This is a genomic window from Archangium sp., from assembly GCF_057119385.1.
On the sequence record NZ_DBNGVP010000138.1, the window covers coordinates 43,325 to 61,688 of the forward strand.

General features: G+C 69.3%; 16 protein-coding genes. 8 read left to right on the forward strand and 8 right to left on the reverse strand.

Features of this window, described 5'->3' with window-relative positions; genetic code table 11:
- Positions 1-36: 36 nt before the first annotated feature.
- The gene (gene atpG / locus AC16DP_RS33690; RefSeq protein ID WP_329730068.1) at positions 37-945 is read right to left on the reverse strand and encodes an ATP synthase F1 subunit gamma; all 909 of its coding nucleotides are present in this window, start codon (positions 943-945) and stop codon (positions 37-39) included.
- 203 nt (positions 946-1,148) lie between these two features.
- On the opposite strand from atpG, the gene AC16DP_RS33695 reads away from it, so the two are divergent.
- The 4 genes from AC16DP_RS33695 to AC16DP_RS33710 all read left to right on the forward strand — a co-directional run bounded on the left by AC16DP_RS33695 (position 1,149) and on the right by AC16DP_RS33710 (position 3,831).
- On the forward strand, positions 1,149-1,571 hold the full coding sequence (locus tag AC16DP_RS33695; RefSeq protein WP_329730069.1) for a response regulator: 423 nt from the start codon (positions 1,149-1,151) through the stop codon (positions 1,569-1,571).
- Positions 1,572-1,677: 106 nt separating this feature from the next.
- Positions 1,678-2,307: a SanA/YdcF family protein gene (locus AC16DP_RS33700; RefSeq protein ID WP_329730070.1), complete on the forward strand. Its 630-nt coding sequence runs from the start codon at positions 1,678-1,680 to the stop codon at positions 2,305-2,307.
- A gap of 99 nt (positions 2,308-2,406) precedes the next feature.
- Positions 2,407-2,679 carry a hypothetical protein gene (locus tag AC16DP_RS33705; protein WP_043412227.1) on the forward strand — a complete coding sequence of 91 codons (273 nt, stop codon included), beginning with the start codon at positions 2,407-2,409 and terminating at the stop codon, positions 2,677-2,679.
- A gap of 15 nt (positions 2,680-2,694) precedes the next feature.
- A complete protein-coding gene (locus AC16DP_RS33710) occupies positions 2,695-3,831 on the forward strand; it encodes an AI-2E family transporter (RefSeq protein WP_329730071.1) in 1,137 nt (378 codons plus the stop codon).
- A 196-nt stretch (positions 3,832-4,027) separates the two neighbouring features.
- On the opposite strand, the gene AC16DP_RS33715 is transcribed toward AC16DP_RS33710, so the two are convergent.
- Positions 4,028-5,341 carry an SMI1/KNR4 family protein gene (locus AC16DP_RS33715; protein WP_329730072.1) on the reverse strand — a complete coding sequence of 438 codons (1,314 nt, stop codon included), beginning with the start codon at positions 5,339-5,341 and terminating at the stop codon, positions 4,028-4,030.
- A gap of 190 nt (positions 5,342-5,531) precedes the next feature.
- Here AC16DP_RS33715 and AC16DP_RS33720 point away from each other — a divergent pair, with 190 nt between their 5' ends.
- From AC16DP_RS33720 to AC16DP_RS33730, 3 genes are all read left to right on the forward strand, one after another.
- Positions 5,532-6,071: a hypothetical protein gene (locus AC16DP_RS33720; RefSeq protein WP_329730073.1), complete on the forward strand. Its 540-nt coding sequence runs from the start codon at positions 5,532-5,534 to the stop codon at positions 6,069-6,071.
- 120 nt (positions 6,072-6,191) lie between these two features.
- Positions 6,192-6,899 carry a DUF4142 domain-containing protein gene (locus tag AC16DP_RS33725; RefSeq protein WP_329730074.1) on the forward strand — a complete coding sequence of 236 codons (708 nt, stop codon included), beginning with the start codon at positions 6,192-6,194 and terminating at the stop codon, positions 6,897-6,899.
- 61 nt (positions 6,900-6,960) lie between these two features.
- The gene (locus tag AC16DP_RS33730) at positions 6,961-7,305 is read left to right on the forward strand and encodes a thioredoxin family protein (RefSeq protein WP_329730075.1); all 345 of its coding nucleotides are present in this window, start codon (positions 6,961-6,963) and stop codon (positions 7,303-7,305) included.
- On the opposite strand, the gene AC16DP_RS33735 is transcribed toward AC16DP_RS33730, so the two are convergent.
- The 3 genes from AC16DP_RS33735 to AC16DP_RS33745 form a co-directional block, all read right to left on the reverse strand.
- The gene (locus tag AC16DP_RS33735; protein ID WP_329730076.1) at positions 7,306-8,355 is read right to left on the reverse strand and encodes a terpene synthase family protein; all 1,050 of its coding nucleotides are present in this window, start codon (positions 8,353-8,355) and stop codon (positions 7,306-7,308) included.
- 310 nt (positions 8,356-8,665) lie between these two features.
- Positions 8,666-8,902 carry a hypothetical protein gene (locus AC16DP_RS33740; RefSeq protein ID WP_329730077.1) on the reverse strand — a complete coding sequence of 79 codons (237 nt, stop codon included), beginning with the start codon at positions 8,900-8,902 and terminating at the stop codon, positions 8,666-8,668.
- A 3-nt stretch (positions 8,903-8,905) separates the two neighbouring features.
- Positions 8,906-9,703 carry a hypothetical protein gene (locus AC16DP_RS33745; protein ID WP_329730078.1) on the reverse strand — a complete coding sequence of 266 codons (798 nt, stop codon included), beginning with the start codon at positions 9,701-9,703 and terminating at the stop codon, positions 8,906-8,908.
- 191 nt (positions 9,704-9,894) lie between these two features.
- Here AC16DP_RS33745 and AC16DP_RS33750 point away from each other — a divergent pair, with 191 nt between their 5' ends.
- Positions 9,895-11,946, forward strand: coding sequence for a M3 family metallopeptidase (locus AC16DP_RS33750; RefSeq protein WP_329730079.1), 2,052 nt, complete (start codon positions 9,895-9,897; stop codon positions 11,944-11,946).
- 17 nt (positions 11,947-11,963) lie between these two features.
- Here AC16DP_RS33750 and AC16DP_RS33755 read toward each other — a convergent pair whose 3' ends face one another.
- From AC16DP_RS33755 to AC16DP_RS33765, 3 genes are all read right to left on the reverse strand, one after another.
- Entirely contained in the window at positions 11,964-15,914 is a 3,951-nt protein-coding gene (locus AC16DP_RS33755) for a protein kinase domain-containing protein (RefSeq protein WP_329730080.1), read from the reverse strand.
- Between the two features lie 147 nt (positions 15,915-16,061).
- Entirely contained in the window at positions 16,062-16,505 is a 444-nt protein-coding gene (locus tag AC16DP_RS33760) for a hypothetical protein (protein WP_329730081.1), read from the reverse strand.
- Positions 16,506-16,520: 15 nt separating this feature from the next.
- Positions 16,521-18,353, reverse strand: a complete 1,833-nt coding sequence (locus AC16DP_RS33765) for a radical SAM protein (RefSeq protein ID WP_329730082.1) — start codon at positions 18,351-18,353, stop codon at positions 16,521-16,523.
- Positions 18,354-18,364 lie beyond the last annotated feature (11 nt).

Below are 18,364 nucleotides of genomic sequence, written 5' to 3' on the forward strand. Positions count from 1 at the left end.
TCAAGCTTCGCGGCCCCAAGGCCAGAAGCGGAACTTCTACTTCAGAGACTCCGCGCCGGACACGATCTCCATCAGCTCCTTCGTGATGACCGCCTGGCGGGTGCGGTTGTACGTGAGCGACAGGCTGGCGATCATGTCCGAGGCGTTGCTGGTGGCGTTCTCCATGGCGCTCATGCGGGCGCCATGCTCGCTGGCGACGCTCTCCAGCAGGGAGCGGTACAGCTTGATGGCCACCGCCTGGGGCACCAACCGGTCGAGCACGTCCTGGCGGCCCGGCTCGTACTTGAAGTCCACCAGGGCGGGGGTGGGCGCGGCCACCGGGGCGCTCTGGCCGGCCTGGGCCGCCGTGGGGGCGCCCACCGAGAGCGTCTGCAGCGGCAGCAGCTGCGCCACGGACACCTTCTGGCTGATGGCGGAGAGGAACTCGTTGTAGACGACGTAGACGGCGTCCACCTCGCCCTTGAGGAAGCGCGCGCTCATCTCCTCGGCCACCTGCGAGGCGTGGGTGTAGTCCAGCCGCTGGAAGAGGTAGCCGAAGTCCTTGCGCATCTTCTGGCCGCGCTGCCGGAAGAAGTCGTTGCCCTTGCGGCCCACGGTGGAGATTTCGATCTCCACGCCGCTGTTCTCGTACAGGAAGCGGCTGGCGCGCCGGATGACGTTGGAGTTGAAGCCGCCCGCGAGGCCGCGGTCCGAGGTGAGCAGCAGCAGCTCCACCTTGCGCACCGGACGGGACGTCAGCAGCGGGTGGGCCAGCTCCTCACCGCCGGAGCGGGTGGCCAGGTCGGAGATGATCTGATCCAGCATCTGCGCGAAGGGACGCGCGGCGATGATGGCGTCCTGCGCCTTGCGCAGCTTCGCGGCGGAGACCATCTTCATGGCCTTGGTGATCTGCCGCGTGTTCTTCACCGAGCGGATGCGCTTGCGGATATCGCGAAGGGACGCCATGGGGCCACCAACTCCTCTGGAAACAGGCCTGAACGCGGCCCCCTATATAGGCGGTATGGCGGCCGGTCAACCGTGGCCTTGCAACTCGGGGCGCCCTCCCGGGATCAGGGCCGGGCGTCCAGGCGATTCCACCGGGGGTGCCACCCTGGACCTCCGGGCTTAGCCTTCGGGGGCAGGTTCACTCATCGGCGGAGCGCGGAACCATGGTTTCCCTGCGTGGCCCGGTATTGATCGTTGAGGACGACCCGGACATCCGGGAGTCGCTCCAACACTTCCTGGAGGCCCATGGCTACCCGGTGGTGGTGGCCAGCCATGGCAAGGAGGCGCTCGAGCACCTGGGACGCGCCCCCCGGCCCGCCCTGGTGGTGCTGGACATGAACCTGCCCGTCATGGACGGCAACCGGCTCCTCACGGCGCGCAAGGGGGATGAGCACCTGCGCGCCATCCCCGTGGTCATCCTCTCGGCGGCCCTGGCGGGGATGAGCACGAGGGACAGGGCCCTGTACGCCTCCACCTATGGGGTGGCCGCCCTGCTGGGCAAACCGGCGGACCCCCGGCAGGTCCTGGAGGCCGTGGAGCGGCACGGTTTGAGCGCCGAGGACACGAGCGCGGGTGTCCCCGTGTGAGCACCAGGCGAGAGAGCCTCTTCCTTCTGGGAATGAAGGGACGAGAATGAGGCTCCCGGCGGTTTGGCCGGGGACCATGGGGAGAGGCGGCAAAAGGGCGCGAGCCTTGCGCAGGTGGGTGCTGGGGCTGCTGGCCATGGGGCTGGCGGCGGTCCTGGGCGTGTGGGTCGTTTCCTTCTATGTGGAGAAGCGCTACGCGGACCGGATCATCCCGCGGGCCGAGGCCCCCCAGGCCCCGGTGGCGCTGGTGTACGGGGCGGGACTGGCCCCCGGAGGCGTGCCCTCGGCCGTGCTGGCCCAGCGGCTGGACGCCGCCATCGCCCTGTACCGCGCGGGCACGGTGGACTCGCTGCTGCTCAGCGGGGACAACTCGGACCCCTTCCACGACGAGACGCGTGCCATGGTGCGTTACGTCCTGGAACGGGGCGTCCCCGCCGAGGCCGTACAGGAGGACGACGCCGGGCTGTCCACCTACGACAGCTCCGTCCGGGCCCACACCGTCTTCGGGGTGCGCGAGGCGGTGCTCGTCACCCAACGTTTCCACCTGACGCGGGCGCTCTACATCGCCAACTCGGTGGGCATCGACGCCTGGGGAGTGGCCGCCGACGAGGGCCGGCCCCGCACCCGCCGCTACGCCGTGCGCGAGACGTTCTCCCGGGTGCTCGCCCTGGGCATGGTCCTGGCCAACGCGGAGCCCCGCTACCCCTCCGGCCGGACACTGGCCTCGCCGCGCTGAGCCACCTGACAGGCGGGCGTCCCCGCGCTGTTGCGTGGAATCCCTCGGGTTCGCACCGTTGGCTCGGGCAGCCAACCCGGCGTGCTCGGAGGAGACACCATGCGATTCAAGAAACTCGGTTCCGAGGACGTGGGTGAGTCCGAGTCCCTGCGCAACCGGGACCCCGTCACCGGACAGGAGCACATCAACTTCACGGATCAGGAGCTGACGGCCACCCCGCCCCTGGAAGAGGACCCGGACTACCGGGACATCCTCCCGGATCAGATCCACGAGTTCCGGCGGGGCGACGAGGAGGAGCAGGAGGAGGAGCTCACCGCTCGTCCCCGGGAGCCGCTGCGCCCCATGCCTCCCAATGATCTGCCGGAAGGCTAGACGAGGGGCGGGCCCTTGGAGACCCCCCGCCGGCCCCGCTCCCAGGTGACGCCCCGCACGGTGTGGACGGTGGCGCTGCACGTGCTGGCGCTGGTGGCCGTGCTGTGGCTGCTGGCCCGGGCGTGGACGGTGCTGTCCTGGGTGCTGGTGGCCCTGTTCCTCGCGCTGGCGGCGCATCCCCTGGTGCGCTGGATGGAGCGGCACCACGTACGCCGCGGCCTGGCGGTGTTCTCCGTGGCCCTGCTGGGGCTGGGCCTGCTCTCGGCGCTGTTGATGACCCTGGTGCCGATGCTCATCGAGCAGGGTCTCGCGCTGGTGCGGGCCGCGCCCGACTACGTCGACCAGCTCCAGCACCTCTCGTGGGTGGAGAAGCTGGACGAGCGCTATGACGTCATCGACCGGGTGGCCACGGAGCTGCGCCAACACATCCCCATGGCGCCCGGACCGTACATCGGAGTGGTGACGGACCTGCTGCAGCGGCTGGCGGCCGTGGTGACCATCTCCGTGTTGACGATCTTCTTCCTGCTGTTCGGCCCGGACCTGTTCGACAAGACCCTGCAGTGGGTGGAGCCGTCACGCCGCGAGCACTGGCGCGGCCTCGCGCACGAGATGCACCGCACCGTGGGCGGCTACGTGGCGGGAGCGTTCCTCATCTCGTTCATCGGCGGCGTGGTGACGGCGGTGTCCACGCTGCTGCTGGGCGTGCCCTACTTCATGGCCCTCGGCCTGGCCATGGCGGTGCTGGGACTCATCCCCTTCGTGGGCTCCACCCTGGGCCTCTTCCTGGTGGCCGGGACGACGTTCGCCTCGGTGGGGACGAAGGCGGGCTTCATCGCGGTGGCCATCTTCGTCGTCTACCAGCAGGTGGAGGGAAACCTGCTGCAGCCCCTCATCCAGCGCCGGACGCTGAAGATGAACCCGCTGCTCATCGCCCTGGTGATGCTGGTGGGCACCGCCCTGGCGGGCCTCCTCGGCGCGCTGCTGGCACTGCCCATCGCCGGCGCGGTGCAGGTGCTCCTCGAGGACCGGCTGGCGCGGATGCAGGAGCAGTGGCGCAACGGGAAGGACGGGGTGACCCGCGTCATCCTCGCCCCCGAGGACCGGGAAACCCGCCCCCGGCCTCCCGTCGAGCCTCCCGTGATTCAGCACTGATTCCACTCCCCCAGACGGGGAGAGTCCTGTCAGGGGGAGGCTCCGGCCGCGATGGGGAGCAACTGGTCCGATGGTCGGACCAGTCGGCACATCGCGCGGCCGGAAGGTGCCCCGTGCGTTTCCGCAGGAGCACCCCTGAAAGAACCTGCTTCCGCTGGCCTGGCGAGAAGACAGTCCAGACGAGCGGCGACGCGGCTCAGCGCCGGCCGCGCGCTGCGGCCTTCTTGGCCGGGGCCTTCTTCGCAGCTGCCTTCTTCGCCGCGGCCTTCTTGGCTGGGGCCTTCTTCGCAGCTGCCTTCTTCGCAGCTGCCTTCTTCGCTGCGGCCTTCTTCGCAGCGGCCTTCTTGGCGGGAGCCTTCGCGGCCGCCTTCTTCGCCGGAGCCTTCGCCGCAACCTTCTTGGCTGGGGCCTTCTTCGCGGCGGCCTTCTTCGCCGGGGTCTTCGCGGCAGGAGCCTCCGCAGCCGCCTTCTGGGCCGGCGCCTTCGCGGCGGACTTCCTGGCCGGAGCCTTCTCACCAGCCGTGGACGTGGTGTCGCCACCCGCCACCGTCGCGGCCACGTTCGCCACGGCGGCAGCCGTCTTCGCAGCACCCTGCGCGACGTCGGCAGCCGTCTTCACGGCGGAGGCGGCCTTCTTCACCGCATTCCGAATACGGGAAACGGGCGCGGGCTGCTCCTCGGCAACCACCTGCCGGAGCTGCACCACCCGGCGCTCGGCCGCCGCAACCACGGGCTTCTGCAATTCCTCGTCGGACTCCTCCTCGGCCTCTTCCTCTTCGCCGGCCTCTTCCTCCTCGCCCTCCTCGGCCGCTTCCTCCTCGCCCTCGCCGGCCTCTTCCTCAGCGGCCGCTTCCTCCTCCTCGCCCTCCTCGGCCGCTTCCTCCTCAGCCGCCTCTTCCTCCTCGCCCTCCTCCTCCTCTTCCTCTTCCTCCTCGGCCTCCGCCTTCGGCCGCGAGTCCTCGTCGTACTCCACGGACAGGTCGCTCAGCGCTCCCTGCACCGCCGACAGCGCGCGGGCGAACGTCCTGTCGCCGAACTCCTCCACCTCGGCCGGAGGCACCAACACCTCGAGCATCGTCTGCAGCGTCCGGTACAGCCGCAGCTCGCGCTTCTCCGTCTCCCAGGTGCCGTAGAGCCAATCATCCTCCGCCAGCGACTCCGCCCAGCCCGGCAGGGCACTATCGGCCTGCTCCACCATCGCCGACTTGCGCGCCGCGAAGAGCTGCCGGTGCGGCCCCTTCACCCCGATGCGCCACACCCCCGCGGCCGGCAGGCTCTCCAGCTTCAGCCGCGTCTTCTCCAACACGCTGGCCGTGCCCTCGGGACCATGCAGCGGAAACAGCGTCACCTCTCCCTGGAGCTCCCCACCGTTGAACGTCCGGTACAGCGAACCGAGCTCCTCGGGGAAGGGCACCCCGCACTCGGTCTCCGCCCTCCGGATGTCCTCGGCGCCCACTCCGGCGTCCGTCCGCTTCGCCGACTTCTGAAGTCCCTCCAGCCACTCGTACATGTCCCCTCCGTCGAGGGCCCCAACTTATGGCGCCCGGGGCCTGCTGCGCAGTGTGCCTCGTCGGATATTGTGCACCGCCACGGCCCGCGCGGGCAGCCTTTCCGCACTCCGCGCCCGCATCTCCCGTATGGATTCCCCCATGAATTCAACCCACGGGACTTCCCCCCTCCATCCCTCTCCTGGAGCCTCCATGCCCCTCCCGCGCGTCCTCCTGCTGCTCCCCCTCGCCCTGTCCCTGATCGCCTGCGGCCCCAGCCACGAGGGCACCGTGACGTACCAGGTGAGCCTCGAGCCCGGCGGCGTGATCGGCGGCACCATCGCCGACAGCCTCCGCGTGGAGCCCACGGATGCTCAGTGGACGGCCTTCCTCTCCCAGGCCCGCGCCGCCCTGGGCGAGGCCCCCTCCCGTTTCGAGGTCACCAGCGCGCGCATGCTCCTGGATGTCACGAAGTCGAAGAATGTGGGCACGCTCCAGGACGTGCTCTCCGGTGAGGTGACGCTCTTCCTGCGCGCCAGCGAGACCGGCACCCAGGTGGACATCGCCACCCTCGAGAACCCCCGGGGCAGCGCCCAGCTCGACATGGACACCACCCGCGACTCGCTGGAGTCCCTGAACGCCCACCTCGCCCGGGGCGACTTCCTCCTCGGCCTGCGCGGCGGCACCTCCCGGACCCCCTCCAGCGACTTCGAGGCCGTCATCACCCTCACCCTCGACATCACCGCCCGCTGACCTGCACTCCGGGGACCCCCCTCCCGGCCGCAAGGGCCTCGCCCGGCCGCCTGCCCTCCCCTGCCTCCCCGCCCCTCCCGAGCCCAGCTTCCCCGAAAAGGTTCGAAAGGAGTGGTTCACATGAAGCGCTCGTGGGGACGGTGGGCAGTGCTCGGCTCGATGGCGATGGCCCTGGGGATGGGGGGCCCGGCGATGGCACAGGCCAGCAAGACCGGGCACATGCCCCACAAGACGGGGGACATCAAGGCGGACGAGGCCCACCGCGTGGGCATGATGATGCTCGCCGATGGCGCGCCGGCCTTCCTCGCGCAGCTCCGGGCCATCAACGAGTCGGAGATCGCCCTCGGCGAGCTCACCGTGCAGAAGGCCGCCAGTCCCGCCGTGAAGCAGTACGGCGAGCACATGGTCAGCGACCACCGGACGGCCGACCAGCAGCTCCTGGACTTCGCCAAGCAGCGCAACCTCCAGCTCCCCGTCCGGCTCCAGCCCACCAACGACGTGCAGACCCGCCTCAGGAGCGCCAACGAGGCCACCAAGGCCAGGCTCACGGTGCTGGACGCTCCCCTCTATGACCAGGCCTACCTGGCCTCGCAGGTGGCCAACCATGACGAGGCCATCCAGCTCGTGACGCTCGGCCGACAGCAGTACCCCGAGCTCGCGCCCCTCCTGGACGGACTGCTCCCCAAGCTGCGTGAGCACCGGGACCAGGCCTACCGGCTGCTCGGCCAGTCCCAGCCCCAGGCCCAGGCCGCCCAGCCGCAGCCGGCCCAGCAGCCGGCACAGCCCGCGCAGCGTCAGGCCCGCCCGCCCTCTGGCGAGCGCCGCTGAACCACCCAGGCGCCCGCTTCCCCGGTTGAAGCGGGCGCCCGGCACCGTTACTCACGGGGCCATGTCACATCCCGTGAGCTACGACGCGACGGCGGAGAGCTTCGACGCGCTGGTGCTGGAGCCCAAGGACGAGCTGGTGGTGGTGGACTTCTGGGGACCCGGCTGCCCCAACTGCGACATCTACGCGGCCGCCGAGCCCTCCCTGCTCTCCGAGCTCGAGGGCGCCCGCATGCGCGTGGTGAAGGTGAACGCGTACGAGCACGAGGAGCTGGCCCGGCGCTTCGGCCTCTACGGCATCCCCACCTTCCTCCTGTTCCGCGATGGCAAGCTGCTCGGGAAGATGAGCCAGTACTACGGGCGCGAGTACTGGCTCGGCGTCATCCGCGACCACCTGCCCCGGGCCTGACTAGCGGCGCAGCTCGGGGAAGGGCGAGGTCGGCGAGCTGTAGCGCCCGGTCACCATCGACCAGCGCACGTTGCCGTGAATCCACGCCTTCATCCCCTCCACGTACGAGAGGACGCGCGGCTCCACCGGCCCCTGCTCCAGCAGCACCTCCTCGCACGCGAGGAACGCGTCCGTGTCCGCGTTGATGACGCCGATGGCCTCGTGGATGGCCGCCTCCAACCCCAGCCGCTGGTTGACCCGCAGCACGTGCACGAAGTTGTTGGGGTTGTGGTGCCAGAGGACCTCCTTCTCGAAGGAGAACAGGTCGTTGGTCAGCCCCACCACCCGCGTGCACAGGTGCCGCATCCGCTGCACGAGCGGCTGCTGGAAGAGCGCCTCGGGCAGCTCCTGCCCCTCGCGCGAGAACTCCACCAGGTCCAGCGCCGTGTACATGGCCGAGTCCATGGCACGCTGCGCGATGTAGGGCTCCAGCTCCGGAACCGTGCCCGCCGCCCAGTGGCGCGCCGCCGGCAGCGTGCCCCGGTACAGGTAGTCCTCCACGTCCCGGGTGAAGCGCTCCAACCACGCCTCGCTCGCCAGACGGCTCATGCGCCCGCGCAGGTGGTGGGTGAAGCGCTCCAGCGGCGTCGCCCGGGTGCGCGGCGGGCCTCCGCGCAGCACCTTCAGACAGGACTCCACGTACTCCTGGAGGTACTCCGGACGCTGGCCCACCTCCTCCTGCTCGTCGGCCTGGTCATCGAAGAGGAACAGCCACACGTGCCAGTCGTTGCAGACCTCCAGCCGCTCCCGCGTCCCGCTCGGGTAGGTGTAGGCCGTGAGCAGGCCGAACTGGCTCGCGTCGAAGCGCCTCACCACCGGCTGCACCTTCGGCAACAGCCTCACCGCCAACACCCGCGCCCGCGTGGCCCGGTCGATCGCCCTCGCATGCAGGCTCGGCTCCGAGTGCCAGGACGTGGGCAGCCTCAATGTCGAGAGGCTGGGTCCCCTGAGCAGCGGCTCCTCTGACGGCGGGGTGAACGCGGCGGAACCGGACGGGAGGACTGAAAGCATCGGAACCTCGAGCGAACGGGAACCCTGGGAGCGACCCTCGTTCTCGGCCAGTGACACTACAATAATGAACCACCACTGCAAAAGAGTTCCTCGTTCCTCGCGAAAATCCCGGATTTGGCCCGAGAGGAAGGGTACAGGAAACTCGCTTTCCCCCCATTGTACCACTTTGTCGCATTTTGTCGCTATTTGAGACTCTCATCCCCTCAATCACCGGGAGCGACAGAGAGGTGACGCCCGGTGCGGGTAGCGGCAACCCGGAGAGGCGGCGCGGGCCGCCCGCTGTCGGGCACCGGAAGGAAGGAGCGCCCGCTCAGTCCAGCAGGACGCGGCGCACCGGCGCGACACACCGCCCCTCACGCTCGGGGATGAAGCCGCCGGAGAAGCCCTCCTCCCCGTCCTCGCCCAGCAGCGACCAGCCGCCGTGCAGCCCCGGCTCCGGACTGGCCGCGTGCGTCAGCACCAGCACCGCCACCACCTCGACCCCCGCCGCGCGGAAGGCCCCGACGTGCATCAGCCCCCACTTCGTTCCGATGACGCCGATCCGCATGCCCTATCCGCCGCAGCCGATCCGCTGCGTCCCGATGATGACGTCGTCGTACCAGAGCTCATCCTGCTCGCTGTGGTACGTCTCGAAGCCGAACCACGCCTTCCCATACTGCGGCGACCAGGTGCTCAGGCTCTTGCCCCAGTTCGTCGTGTGCAGGCCCTCCACCTCGGTCCCGTCGAACCACACGCGCAGCTCGTGCTGGGCCCCGTTGAAGAACGCCTCCACGCAGTGCCACTTCCCCGCCTGGAGCTGCACGCCCTTGCTGGGCTCTCCCCACGGGCCCGAGAGCACCTCGTACTCCGTGCCCGGGTGGATGAGGTTCGCCTCGAGCACGTACTGGTGGAAACCGATGCGCACCATGCGCTGGTTGTCCGCCGAGCCTCCTCCGAAATACGTGCTGTGGCCCTGGCCCATGCCGTTCTTCGAGTGCAGGAAGACCCGCGCATAGAAGCTGTTGTACTGCGGCGGGAAGGGCTCCGTGGCCGTGAACAACACCGAGCGGTAGCTGCTCGTGCCCGTTCCATTCACATACACCGACTTCGAGCCCGAGTGCGCCTGCGTGCCGTCGATGGAGATGCTGCCCTTGTTCTCGAAAATCTGTACCTGCCACTTCGATGAATCGGGCGCTCCACCCACGGAGGCACCTTCGAAGTCGTCACAGAGCAGCACGCCGTCCACGCCACACGCGCGCACGCCCGGCCCCGTGCCGGGTGACGTGGTGTCGGGGGCATTCGGGTCGCAACTCCAGGACACTCCGAGGACACAGAGGAGCTTCAGCCACGCGCCACGTCGTTGATTCACGGTCACCACGCCTTTGGGGGTCAGGAGCGCTCAGCCTAGCGCCTCGTGTGCCCGGGTGGAGCGGAGACGTCCGCGGGTGGGAACCCGGAGGGCGAGGGGACATGCGCACAGTGCGGCCCCCTTTTCACCGGCTGCGACGTCCTCCTCCCAGGGCTACATTCCGCCCTCCGTTTCCCGCAGAAGGAGTCGTCTTGAGAATCGCCGCATTCACCCTCGCGGCCGCCCTGAGCGCGGCCGGTTGCTCCCACTCGCCCATGACGAAGCCCGAGCCCGAGCCCACCTCCTCCGTCCAGGCCGAAGCCCGCAAGCCCCTGCCTCCTCCCGAGGGCTCCAAGCTCCTCTCCGGCACGCTCGAGACCTTCAACGCCGCCTGCTCCGCCGACCTGGAGCGCGCCCGTGCCCGCATCGCCACCCTGAAGTCCCTCGAGGCCTCCGACGGCCACGCCGTCCTCGAGGCCTATGACGACGCCACCGCCGCCATCGGTGGCGCGCTCAGCCGCTCCAGCCTCACCCGCGAGGTCCATCCCCAGGCCGCCTTCCGCGACGCCGCCCGCGCGTGCGAGCAGCAGGCCGATGCCCTCAACGTCGAAATCTCCCAGGACCGCGGCGTCTATGACGCCCTGTCCGCCGTGGACCTCGCCCAGGCGGATGGCCCCACCCGCTACTGGATGGAGCGCACCCTGCTCGAGTTCCGCCGCGCGGGCGTGGATCGCGATGACGCCACCCGCGCCAAGGTGAAGGCCCTCAACGAGGAGATCCTCAAGCTCGGGCAGACCTTCACCCAGAACATCTCCGAGGACGTGCGCAAGGTGGAGCTGGACCCGAAGGAGCTCGCCGGCCTGCCGGAGGACTTCATCCAGGACCACGCGCCAGGCGCCAACGGGAAGGTGGTCATCACCTCCAACTACCCCGACTACTTCCCCTTCATGACGTACGCCCGCGATGGCAAGGCGCGCGAGAAGGTGTGGCGCGCCTACCACCAGCGTGCCCACCCGAAGAACCTGCCGGTGCTCGAGCAGCTCATCGCGAAGCGCCACGAGCTGGCCACGCTGCTGGGCTATTCCTCCTGGGCCGCCTTCGTCACCGAGACGAAGATGACGCGCACCCAGCAGGTGGCCGCGGACTTCATCGACAAGGTGGCCGCCACCGCCGAGCGGCGCGCGAAGCAGGAGTACGCGGACCTGCTCGCCCGCAAGCAGAAGGACGAGCCCAAGGCCACCACCGTGGAGCCCTGGGATCAGGACTCCTACGAGGACAAGCTCAAGGCGGAGAAGCTCGGCTTCGACTCACAGGCGATGCGGGCCTATTTCGAGTACGGGCGCGTGAAGCAGGGCGTGATGGACATCACCTCGCGCATGTGGGGCATCACCTACGTGCCGGTGAAGGACGCGGCGGTGTGGCACCCGGACGTCGAGGCCTATGACGTCATGGAGAACGGCACGCTGCTGGGCCGCATCTTCCTGGACATGCACCCGCGGGAGAACAAGTACAAGCACGCGGCCCAGTTCGACCTGGTGTCGGGCCAGGCCGGCAAGCGCTACCCGGAGGGCGCGCTGGTCTGCAACTTCCCGCGCACCGGCGCGCTGATGACGCAGGACGAGGTGGAGACGTTATTCCACGAGTTCGGCCACCTGCTGCACCACGTCTTCGGCGGCCGCCAGCAGTGGAAGGGGCTCTCGGGCATCGCCACCGAGTGGGACTTCGCGGAGACGCCCTCGATGCTGCTGCAGCAGTGGGCCACCCACCCCACCATCCTCCAGCAGTTCGCCCGCCACCACGAGACGGGCGAGGTGATTCCGGCCGCGCTGGTGGAGAAGCTCCGGGCCTCGAAGGAGTTCGGCAAGGGCCTGTGGACGCGCCGGCAGATGTTCCTGGCGGCGGTGTCGCTGGACTACTACTCGCACGCGCCGGGCTTCGACACCACCGGGGCGCTGAAGAAGCTGCAGGAGAAGTACAGCCCATTCCGCCACGAGTACCGCGACGGAACGTACTTCCAGCTCGCCTTCGGACACCTCGAGGGGTACTCGGCCGCGTACTACACGTACGTGTGGTCGCTCGTGATCGCCAAGGACCTGGAGACCGAGTTCCAGAAGAACGGCTACCTGGATACGGCCACCACGATGAAGTACCGCAAGACGGTGCTCGAGCCCGGTGGCTCCAAGCCCGCCGCGGAGCTGGTGAAGGACTTCCTCGGCCGGCCCTACGGCTTCGACGCCTACCGCGCGTATCTCGACGCGAAGTAGGCGTCTGGGGCGAAGCCCTATGCCACGGCTTCGCCCCAGCGCTGATGGGCCAGCTCCAACGTCCGGGCATTCTCGGGCACCTGGCGCAGGAAACGCTCGCGCGCCTCGGGCTCGGGGATGTCACTGGCACGGGCCCTCACGCACCGCAGGGCCTCGCGCAGGGCTTCTTCTCCCGCGCTCGCGTCTCCCTGCGCGAAGCAGGCTTCCGCCAACGCCAGACGCATGCCCACCGCGAACACGCCCTCACTGCCCATCCGCGCCAACTCGCTCACGCCCAGCTCCGCCACCTCCCGCGCCTCCACGGCCCGGCCCTGGGCACGCAGGATGCCACTGAGGACCGTGCGCGCGTACACCCGGTAGACCAGGAAGGGCACCAGCAGCTCACACGCCTTGCGTGCCAGGGACTCGGCTTCGCTCAGCGCGCCACCGTCCGCCGTCATCCGCGCCAACAGGGCATGGCTGACGCCTGGAATGAAGAGGTAGCCGCTCTCCCGCGCCATCAACTCGAGCAGCCCGGCATGTGCCTCCCGCCGGTCTTCCGCCTCGGGACGGTCGGCCAGCACCAGGCTCAAGTCCAACAGGGCAGTCTCCACCAGCAGATGCTGCTCCGTACGCCTGGCGGTCCCCAACGACTTGCGCAGCACCTCCACGGCCGACGGCCGCTCTCCCATCGCCCCCAGGCTGAACCCCAACAGGGTCTGCATCACAATCGTGTTGCGCTCCGAGCCCACCGCGCTGAAATCCCGCTCTCCCTGCTCGGCCAACTTGACGAGCCGCCAGGGACTGGACTCGAAGAAGCAGGAGGCGTGGCCCTTCAACAGGCTGGCGATTCCCCGTGCCAGGGGCGAGTGGGCCATCACGTCAGCACCCACTTCCATGAGCCGCCCCAGCATGGCTTCCACCTTCTGCCGCTCTCCGGAGATCATGAACCCAGCGCCCATCAAGGCGATGGCCTCGAGATAGGCCTCGACCGCCTTGGGCTCCGGCGTGGTACGCACCAGCAGCTCGCCCAGACTGGCCGTCACGTCCGGACGGGTGGAACTGGCGCCCCCGAAGATCAGGCTGCCCATCAACCTGCACCACAACGGGCTGCCGGCCTTCAGTCCCGCCAACGCCGGGACGCCCAGCTCCAGGGCCCTGGACATCTGCGCCCTCCAGAAGAGCACCATGGCCTGGAGCGCCTGAAGCCGGGCGAGGCCCTCACCGCTCACCCCACAGGCCACGGCCGCCTCCACGCACCGCAGCGTCTCCTGCATGTTGTTGCGCTCGAAGAGCCGCTCGGCGGCCCGGGTGTAGAAGCTGGCGGCCCGCTCCAGCTGCTGTCCCCACTGGAAGTGCGTGGCGAGCACCAGCTCATCCGGCTCCCCCATCCGCTCCAACCACGCCCCCGCCCGCTGATGACCCAGGGGCCGCTGGCCCTCGGGCACCAGTCCGTACGCCGCGTCCCTCACCAGCGCGTGGCGGAACCGGTACTCGGTGGCCGTGGCGAAGTGGCTGTCGGGCAGCGGCTCGATGACCTCCTGCTCCACCAGCACCCGCAGGTGCTGCTCCAACCGAGCCGGCTCCACCAGGTGGCCCAACAGCTCCCCCACGCCTTCCAACCAGAAGACGCGTCCGAAGATGCTCGCGGCCAACAACACCTGGCGCTCCCCGTGCACCATCCGCAGCAGGCGCGCCTGCAATACCGCCAGCACCGTCTCCGGGGCCTTCTCCCCGCGCCCTTCCGCCGCCATGCGGATGAGCTCCTCCAGGAACAGGGCATTGCCGTCCGACTGCTCCACCGCCCGCTGCACCACGGACTCGGACACCCGCGGCCCCAACACCTCCCGCACCAGCCGGCCACACGCCTTGCGGCTCAACCCCTGGAGCGGCACCTCCTGCAGCCGCCTCGCCCAGAGTCCTGGGAAGAGCTGCTTCACCTCGGGCCGGGCCAGCGCCAGCACCAGGAAGGGCTGCCCGGCCAGCTCCCGCAGCAGCCCGTCCACCAGCGTCACCGTCAGCGCGTCGCTCCAGTGCAGGTCCTCCAGCACCAGCAGCACCGGCTGATGGGCGCACTCGGCCTTCAGGAAGGCACCCAGGGCCCGGCCCACCTGCGTGCTCATCAACTGCGGATCGCCTCGCGCCGCACGCAGCCGGGGACTCTCCTCCTCGGGGAAGGGGATGGCGCACAGCTCGCCCAGGAACTCCACCACCTCCTGGGCCTTCGCCTCCGGCAGGTGCCGCGCCACCCGCTGGTACAACCGGGTCCTCCGCGCCTCCAGGCTCTCCCCTTGCCCCACCGCGCACAGCCTGCGCAGCGCCTGGCCCAGCAAGCCGTACGAGGCTCCCGTGCTCATCGGGTCGCCTCGCCCCAGCAGCACCAGCGGCGGCTGCTCCTTGCCCTCCAGGCGGCGGAGGAATTCGTGGCGCAGCCGCGACTTGCCCGTACCGGGTGACGCCGTCACCAACAGCGCCCGGGCCGCGGACTCCTCCACACACGTGGTGAAGGTGAAGTCGAGCAGCGCCAGCTCCTGCTCCCGGCCCACGCAATGGGTGGGCTTGCCCAACAACGGCCGGGAGGCATCCGCCTCCAACTGCTCGCCGCGCAGCACGAACGTGCCCGAATCCGAGCGCGACAGCTGGAAGCCCGGCCCGAGCAGCCCCGCCGTCACATCGTCCATCACCACGTTGGCCGAGGGCGTGCGCTCCAGCTGACGCAACAGCCGCCCCGCCCTGTCCATGGCCTCGCCCACCGGCATCCGCTCGTTGAAAACGCCCAGGCCCGTGGTCAGCACCACCGCGGCCTCCGGCCAGCGCTCCTTGAGGGTGAGGGCGCAACGCGCCGCCAGCGCCGCCTGGTCCGTGGCCGTGCCTCGCTCCGGCGCCAGCGTGGCCACCAGTGAACCATCCGCCAGCAGTTCGGCCTGCGCTCCCTGGAGCGGCGCCAGGTCCCTGCGCAGCGAGTCGCGCAGCGCCACCCCCAGGTTCCAATCCGACGTCTCCTCCTGCGAACCGGCGGCGAGGGACACCAGCAGCACGCTGACGAGCTTCTGCTCGGCCTCCACTCCGCTGTCGAAGCGCGGCTCCGCCCCAGCCCGTGGCAACAACAACTCGGGGACGGACTCCAGTGCCCCGAGCGCCTCCACCAGGCGGGGGGCGTCCGCCAGCCTCTGCCGGGGGTCCTTGGCCAGCATCCGGTCCACCAGCACCTGCAGGCCCGCGGGCAGGCCCGGGCGCAGCACCTCCAGGCGCGCCGGCTCGGCGTACAGAATCTTGGCCAGCGTGGCGGCGAAGTGCGGCGCGGCGAAGGGCGGCCGGCCCGTGAGGCACTCGTACAGCACGCACCCCAGCGAGAAGATGTCCGCCGCGGGAGGAATCTCCGGCGCGCTGGAGGCCTGCTCCGGCGCCATGTACCCCGGCGTCCCCACCACCGCGCCCGTCCCCGTCACCGCCACCAGCGTGCGCGTGACGTAGCGCGCCAGGCCGAAGTCCAACAGCACCACCTCTTCGGGCCGGCCCCCTCGCAGGAAGAGATTGGAGGGCTTGAGATCACGGTGGACGATGCCCTGCTGGTGGGCCGTGGTAAGGGCCTCGGCGGCCCGGCGCAACAGGGAGAGCGTCTCGGGAAGACCGAGCGGCTGGCGGGCCAGACGATGTGACAGCACCTCCCCCTCGAGCCACTCCATGGCCAGGTAGGGCTGGTGCGCCTCGGTGGAGCCGTGCGCCACGTAGGCGACGATGCCGGGGTGACGCAGCTCGGCCAGCAGCACGGCCTCGCGTTTGAAGCGGTAGGCCACCTCCGGTGAGGTAGCGCCATTCAGCAGCTTGAGGGCGACGGTCCCGCCCGTGGACGAGTCGGTGGCGCGATAGACGAAGCCCATTCCTCCGCGGCCCGCCAGGGATTCGAGGATGAAGCGGCCCGCGATGACCGTGCCCTTGGGCAGGGTTCCAGGTGGGGTGGCGGGTGCAGGGGCGGTCTTGTCGTCCATGAAGGTGCGCTTGCGCTCCGCTGGCAATCTACCCGAGGTCCCCTCGCTGCCCGAAATCACCTGGCCCCCCGTAGGCCCCCGGGCCCACACCGCCCTTCGCCCCGCCGTGGCCAGCACCGCCACGGCGCACCGCGTAGCGTAAGGGCGTCAGCCGTTGTTGTTGTTATTATTGTTGTTATTGTTATTGTTGTTGTTGTTGCTCTGTCTGCCCTCGCCCGGGCGCGGGTTGCCCTCGGGCTCGCCGGGGCCGCCGGGCATGCCCAGCACCAGGCCCGCCGTGCCCATCATGACGAGGTGCCCGGAGCGCGCGTAGGCCCGCGGGTCGATGATGGAGAGCTTCTTGCGGTCGCACCAGATGGTCTGGTTCTCCTTCACCTGGGGCAGCGAGAAGCTCCGCGTGAGCTGGTCACCCGCGTAGCAGTGGATGTTGGCCCGGCTGTAGATGGCGTGAGGCTTCGGCGCCTCCTCCGTCAGCAACCAGTTCACCAACCACTCCTCGAGCTGCGTCCGGGCGGGGCCGTCCTCCAGCCGCAAGGCATTCAGGAAGCACTCCACCGTGTGCGCGGTTCGCGCCATCTCCTGGGGATTCACGCCGGGATTCCTTCCTCAGGGCACATAGTAGAACTCGAAGTTCTGGAACGGCAGGTTGATGGCCTGGATGTGGTAGAACGCGTTGTTCTTCTGCTTTTGATAGTGATACTCGCGCAGCGACTGCGTGGTGACGAACAGGTTGTTCGACACCCCCGGCCGGTACAGCGCGCTGTGCAGGTGGAGGACGCCTCCCAGGTCCGCCATCACGTACTCCTCCCCCAGCGCGTCACTCGGCTCCAGGCACTGGAAATGGAGCTGGTAGGTGAACAGGTGCTCCTGCTTCGTGCGCTTCTCGTCCCCGTACACCACCGGCGTGTCCCGCAGCATCTGCAGGTACAGCGTGTTGCGGATGGGCTCCGGGCACGCCTTCTGGAAGAGGTCCTTGCGCACGTGCAGCCGCAGCCGGTCCTCCTTCGTCAGCGTGAACAACGAGCGCTCGCGCTTGAGCAACTGTGACGAGAGCGGCAGCCGCTCGTCCCCCATCTCCAGCACGAAGCCGTCGTCGGAGTAGAGCGCCTGGAGCGTCTCGTCCTCGGCGATCAACGCGGGGAGCGTGTTCTTCTCCTGGTGCAGATCGTTCGGCAGCAGCACCCCGGGCCTGGGCGGGGGCGCCTCCGCGAAGGCCAGGCGCGGGTGCATGTTGCGCGCATACCACCGCGCGTAGTCCTGCTGCGCCTCGGGCGCGTCCTCCGGGAACGAGCGCGGGTTGTCCGTGTAGAGGGCCTTCTGCAGCTCGCACGTGTACGACTTCGCGCTCTTCATCTGCAGCTTCACCGCGGGGCAGCCCGTCCTGCACAACCGAAGGTGGCCGCAGCCCTGACAGCTCGAGTCGAAGCCGTGGGCCTGGTGCAGCGCGCTCACCTTCCGGGCGCCCGTGGCGAGAATCTGCTCCACGGAGCCGGTGAACACGTTGCCGTAGTGGAGCTCCTCGAGCCCCTGCCCGCGCACGCACGAGTACACCGAGCCATCGCTCTGCAGCAGGAAGAAGCGCTCGCCGCAGTTGAAGGCGCTGGTGCAATAGGACGGCTTGAACTCGTCGAACCAGTGGCGCCGCAGCCCCTCCTCGAGCTCCGTGCCCGCGAAGGCCTCGTTCAACGCCCGGTACAGCTCCCTCTGCTTCGCCGGCGAGGCCTGCGTCAGCGGCGACTTGCCCTTGCTCACCTCATGCGACTCGTTGAGCGCCGACTCGAACGCGAACATCACGTTGAACCGGTTCATGTCGAAGCCCAGCTCGCGATGGATGAACCAGATGTCGTCGATGACGGCCGGGATGTCGGCCAGGTGCTCCTCGCACAGGGTGGCGGAGATCTTCTTCGCGTGCGGATAGCGCGCCAGCAGGCGCAGGTTGTCCAGCGTCTTGTCCAGCCAGCTCGCCCCGCCGCGCGTGGTGCGGTGCTTGGCGTGCATGGCCAGCGGCAGATCGATGCTCGCGCTGATGGACACCTTGTGCTTCACGAACAGCTCGTAGAGCGGCTCGAACCGGTACAGGTTCGTCTTGATGTGCGGCACGCTCTTGGGCTGGCCCAGCGCGGAGAGCGCGTCGAAGTGGCTCATGTAGTAGCCACGGATGAGCGTGAACAGCTCCTCCAGCACCGCCGGAGGCATCGTGGTGACCTCGCCCCCGTGCAGCGAGACGTTGAAGGCGAGCACCCCCGCCGCCTCGAAGGCGTCCAGGGCGTGCCGCAACGTGGCGGTGGCGCGGGCCGCGTCCTGCTTGAGCGTCTTCCGGGTGGTCTGGTCCCCGAGGTAGCAGTAGCTGCAGCCGAGGTTGCAGCCCAGCGTGGGCACGTAGAGCAGGTGGATGTGGCGGGAGTACTCCCGCTGGGGCTTCCACTGGGGCGCGTTCATGGCGGGCTTCA

Bases quoted from the DNA above. Each gene is read 5' to 3' on its own strand.
- atpG (WP_329730068.1), bottom strand. From the start codon at position 945: ATGGCGTCCCTTCGCGATATCCGCAAGCGCATCCGCTCGGTGAAGAAC.
- AC16DP_RS33695 (WP_329730069.1), top strand. From the start codon at position 1,149: ATGGTTTCCCTGCGTGGCCCGGTATTGATCGTTGAGGACGACCCGGAC.
- AC16DP_RS33705 (WP_043412227.1), top strand. From the start codon at position 2,407: ATGCGATTCAAGAAACTCGGTTCCGAGGACGTGGGTGAGTCCGAGTCC.
- AC16DP_RS33715 (WP_329730072.1), bottom strand. From the start codon at position 5,341: ATGTACGAGTGGCTGGAGGGACTTCAGAAGTCGGCGAAGCGGACGGAC.
- AC16DP_RS33720 (WP_329730073.1), top strand. From the start codon at position 5,532: ATGCCCCTCCCGCGCGTCCTCCTGCTGCTCCCCCTCGCCCTGTCCCTG.
- AC16DP_RS33725 (WP_329730074.1), top strand. From the start codon at position 6,192: ATGAAGCGCTCGTGGGGACGGTGGGCAGTGCTCGGCTCGATGGCGATG.
- AC16DP_RS33730 (WP_329730075.1), top strand. From the start codon at position 6,961: ATGTCACATCCCGTGAGCTACGACGCGACGGCGGAGAGCTTCGACGCG.
- AC16DP_RS33735 (WP_329730076.1), bottom strand. From the start codon at position 8,355: ATGCTTTCAGTCCTCCCGTCCGGTTCCGCCGCGTTCACCCCGCCGTCA.
- AC16DP_RS33740 (WP_329730077.1), bottom strand. From the start codon at position 8,902: ATGCGGATCGGCGTCATCGGAACGAAGTGGGGGCTGATGCACGTCGGG.
- AC16DP_RS33755 (WP_329730080.1), bottom strand. From the start codon at position 15,914: ATGGACGACAAGACCGCCCCTGCACCCGCCACCCCACCTGGAACCCTG.
- AC16DP_RS33765 (WP_329730082.1), bottom strand. From the start codon at position 18,353: ATGAACGCGCCCCAGTGGAAGCCCCAGCGGGAGTACTCCCGCCACATC.